This window comes from Mesorhizobium sp. M7A.F.Ca.CA.002.05.1.1 (assembly GCF_003998335.1).
Lineage (GTDB): Bacteria > Pseudomonadota > Alphaproteobacteria > Rhizobiales > Rhizobiaceae > Mesorhizobium.
On sequence record NZ_RZQI01000606.1, the window covers coordinates 1 to 3,732 of the forward strand.

Annotated in this window: 5 protein-coding genes and 1 pseudogene; 4 read left to right on the top strand and 2 right to left on the bottom strand. The window is 64.8% G+C overall.

The annotated features are described in order from the left end of the window. Positions 1-75: 75 nt before the first annotated feature. Positions 76-705: a YceH family protein gene (locus tag EN939_RS24890; protein ID WP_127270053.1), complete on the top strand. Its 630-nt coding sequence runs from the start codon at positions 76-78 to the stop codon at positions 703-705. A 51-nt stretch (positions 706-756) separates the two neighbouring features. Here the strand turns inward: EN939_RS24890 and EN939_RS24895 are convergent, their stop codons facing one another. Then, positions 757-1,182, bottom strand: a complete 426-nt coding sequence (locus EN939_RS24895) for an OsmC family protein (RefSeq protein ID WP_127270051.1) — start codon at positions 1,180-1,182, stop codon at positions 757-759. A 159-nt stretch (positions 1,183-1,341) separates the two neighbouring features. Between EN939_RS24895 and EN939_RS24900 the strand changes: the two genes are divergently transcribed. From EN939_RS24900 to EN939_RS24910, 3 genes and pseudogenes are all read left to right on the top strand, one after another. Beyond that, positions 1,342-1,641: a hypothetical protein gene (locus tag EN939_RS24900; RefSeq protein WP_236382945.1), complete on the top strand. Its 300-nt coding sequence runs from the start codon at positions 1,342-1,344 to the stop codon at positions 1,639-1,641. After that, positions 1,638-1,993: pseudogene (locus EN939_RS24905) on the top strand (YciI family protein). The gene EN939_RS24900 and the pseudogene EN939_RS24905 overlap by 4 nt, the downstream one beginning before the upstream one ends. Positions 1,994-2,132: 139 nt before the next feature. Then, the gene (locus EN939_RS24910) at positions 2,133-2,660 is read left to right on the top strand and encodes a hypothetical protein (protein ID WP_127270047.1); all 528 of its coding nucleotides are present in this window, start codon (positions 2,133-2,135) and stop codon (positions 2,658-2,660) included. A 112-nt stretch (positions 2,661-2,772) separates the two neighbouring features. Here the strand turns inward: EN939_RS24910 and EN939_RS24915 are convergent. Then, the coding region (locus tag EN939_RS24915; RefSeq protein ID WP_127270466.1) for a ubiquinone biosynthesis hydroxylase at positions 2,773-3,732 on the bottom strand (960 nt) is incomplete at its 5' end.

The following is a 3,732-nucleotide window of genomic DNA, read 5'->3' on the forward strand; positions in this document are numbered from 1 at the left end:
CCCCCACGTGGGGGAGATGTCCCGCAGGACAGAGGGGGGCGCTGTCCCGCCGGCCTCAGAAAGGATTTTAGTCCAATGAGCGACGATCTTCCCATCCTCTCTCCCAGCGAAGCCCGCATCCTCGGCTGCCTGATCGAGAAGAAAGAGCTGACGCCGGATGTCTATCCGCTGACGCTCAACGCAGCACTGGCCGCCGCCAACCAGAAGACGGCGCGCGAGCCGGTGATGGCACTGGAGCAGACCGAGGTGCACCGGGGGCTGAAGCTGCTCGAACAAAAGGGACTGGTGCGGCAGATGTTCGGCTCGCGCGTCGAGCGCTACGAGCACCAGATGGCGCAGCGCTTCTCGCTGACCACGCCGCAGACCGCTTTGATCGGCCTGCTGTTGCTGCGCGGGCCGCAGACGGCCCATGAACTGCTGGCGCGGGGCGAGCGCATGGCGCGGTTCCCGTCGATCGAAGATCTGCGCGCCGAACTCGACATGCTGATCGGCCGTCGACCGCCACTCATCCAGGAAATCCCGCGCGGACCAGGCCAGCGCGAGGACCGCTACGTTCATCTCCTCAGCGGCCCGGTGGACGTTGCCGCCCTTTCGGTGCAGCGCAGTGCATCGGCCCTGCCTGCTTCCGACCTGGAGGCGCGGTTGGAGGCATTGGAGCAGGAAGTCGCCGCACTGCGCGCTCGCCTGGACGCGCTGGGAGCATAGGCCGGCGCGCGCCTGGGCGCTCGCGCCGGGTCTTACACGGATGCAGCGCTTTCAGCCGAGCCGGGCATCAAGCGATACGTTTATGGCGCCGAGCGCCTTCGAGACCGGGCATCCGGCCTTGGCCTTCTCGGCCAGCTCCGTGAATTTCGCCGCATCGATGCCGGGCACCTTGCCGACCGCGGTGAGTGCGCTGCCGGTGATCCCCGTGCCGGGAACCAGCGTCACCACGGCCTTGGCATCGAGTTCGGTGGCTGGCGTGCCGTTCTCGGCCAGGAAATGCGAGAACTGCATGGCAAAGCAGCCTGCGTGCGCCGCCGCGATCAGTTCTTCCGGATTGGTGCCGGATTTGCCGCTCTCGTCCTCGAAGCGCGCCTTGAACGAATAGGGCGTGCCCTTCAAGGTTCCGCTCTGGGTGTCGAGCGTGCCCGTGCCCTCTTTCAGATTGCCTTTCCAGACGGCGTTTGCGGTGCGGTCCATGAATTCCTCCTTGGTTGTCGTGGTTGGGGTTCGTTGTCGAGGCCGAGCCGGCGTCCGGTCAACTATAGCGCGCGCGGACGCGAAGGCCACTGCGCTCTTTGAACCACCGCACGGTGCCGGCACCGGTGGCCAGATTTTTCCGAAAATGCCGGTGCAGAAATGTCGACTTTGATCTGCTTCGCCCGTCCTGCGGATGGCCACGGATTTGTGGCCGGATGGAAGGTTCACATGGACAGTATGTTTTTTGCATCGTGGAAAGGTGCAGGCTGCGGGGCCGGGCGACGAGAAGAAGACTTCTGGCTGCGTCCGCCGGCGTCCGGCTTTGGCCGGCTTCTGGCGGCGGTTGCCATCATCGGCATCGCGGCATGCCTTCTCGATCATGCGGCGGCGGTCAGTGGCAACACCGATGCCCTCGTCGGCGCATCCTATGGTTCACAGCGGCAAGGGGGCTGGAAATGAAATATGTCTGCCTGGTTATGGTGAGGAAAAGGATCTTCACGCGCTGACCCCGGCAAGGTCGGCCAAGCTCGACGCCGATTCGCTGGCCTACGACCGGGCGCTGGAGGAGAGCGGCCTGCTGATCGTCGCGCAGGCGCTGCAATCGGTGAAAACAGCCAAAACCGTGCGGCGGCGTCAGGGCAAGCGGCTGGTTATCGACGGGCCGTTCGCCGAGACCAAGGAGCAATTGCTTGGTTTCGTCATGATCGAGGCCGGAGATCTCGAAGCGGCGCTGGACATTGCCGCTGGTATTCCACTGGCCGAACTCGGCACGATCGAGGTCCGGGCCATCTACGACATACCGGGGTCATAGAGCCCTGCCAGCGTTGTGGCTGCTTCGAAAACCAGAGCGTCGGGCTGAGCGTTCGGGCTTCGGTTCCGTGCGCAACTTTTGCGTGTTGAAGCAAGGCGAGAGTTCTCCTATCGTCGCCGGGGTTCTTGGGGATTTCGACATGCCTTTCCTGATTGCTATCCTTGGCGTGATGGGCGCGGCGGCGTTCTGGTGGTACCGGATGAAGGCCATGAACGAGGCCGCGCGTGACGTTGCCGATGTCATTGGCCGGGTTCAGGGCTCGGTACGCCGCAAGAAGCTGCGCAAGCAGGCGGCGCTGTCGCCGCTGACGGCGATCGATGATCCAGTCGTAGCGGCGGCTACGCTGATCACATCAATCGTCTCCGAGGATGGGCCCATCCTGCCGCAGCGCGAGGCCGTCATCCGCGCGGTGATTTCCGAGATCGCCGACAAGAAGAAGACCGACGAGGCGGTGATCTATGCCAAATGGGCGGCGGCGCAAGTCGACGACGCCACCGTTGTCATCGACAAGCTGGCGCCGTTTCTACGCGAACGTCTCGATGTCGCCGAGCGAAACGATCTGCTGCAGATGGTCAACCGCGCCGCCCAGGGCGGCGAGAAACGCATCGAAATATCCGACCAGAGGATATTGCGGCTGCGGCAGAAGCTGGGTTTCGAGGTCAACTGAGCGCATACCTTGGGCGATTGGCGGAAACGCCATCGCTTCGTCATCCTGGGGTCTTCGCTCCGCTTCGCGTCGCTGCGCCCAAGGATGACGACGTTGGGGGGCGCTGAATCGATCAGATCGCCTCGCCCTTCAATAGTCGCGGCGTGCTGGCGGACAGTCCCGACGCCTGCCGGATAAAAAAATCCTTCAGGCGCGGCATGCGTTCGACGAGACCGAGGCCGATGTCGCGGACGGTGCGCAGCGGGCCGATATCGTTGGAAAACAGCCGGTTCAGCGCGTCCGTGGTGACACCCATCTGCACCGTGTCGAAGCGGCGCCACTGCTGGTAGCGCTCGAGCACGTCGAGCGCGCCGATGTCCCGGCCGAGCCGGTCGGCCTCGACGATCACCTCGGCAAGGGCCGCGACATCCTTGAAGCCGAGATTGAGTCCCTGGCCGGCGATCGGGTGGATGCCGTGGGCGGCATCGCCGGCGAGCGCGATGCGGGGTGCGACGAAGGCGCGCGCAATGGTCAGGCCGAGCGGCCAGGCGCGCGGCTTATCGGCAACGCGGATCTCGCCAAGCTTCAGGCCAAAGCGCTGTTCGAGTTCGTGTTCGAAGAGGAGATCGTCACCGGCCACCAGCTTCTCGGCGTCGGGCGTACGCTCGACCCAGACGATCGACGAGCGGTTGGTGCCGTCCTCGCCGGGCTTGAGCGGCAATGTGGCGAAGGGGCCGGCCGGCAGGAAATGCTCTTCGGCGCGACCGTTGTGCGGGCGTTCATGCGCCACGGTGCAGACGATGCCCGACTGGCCATATTCCCACTTCACCGTCTTGATGCCGGCCATGTCGCGCAGCTTCGAGTTGACGCCGTCGGCGGCGACCAGCAGGCGGGCCTTCAGGGTCGCGCCGTCGGCGAGATGCACTGTGATGCCGGCGCCGTTGGTCTCGAACCCCTGCACGGCGACGCCTTCGATGATGTCGATGCCGAGCTTTTCGGCGCTGGCCCGCAAGGCGCCGTTCAGCACCCTGTTGGCGACCATATGCGCAAAGGGCTCGCCCGGCGCCACTTCGCCGTCGAAGGTCAGAAAGAC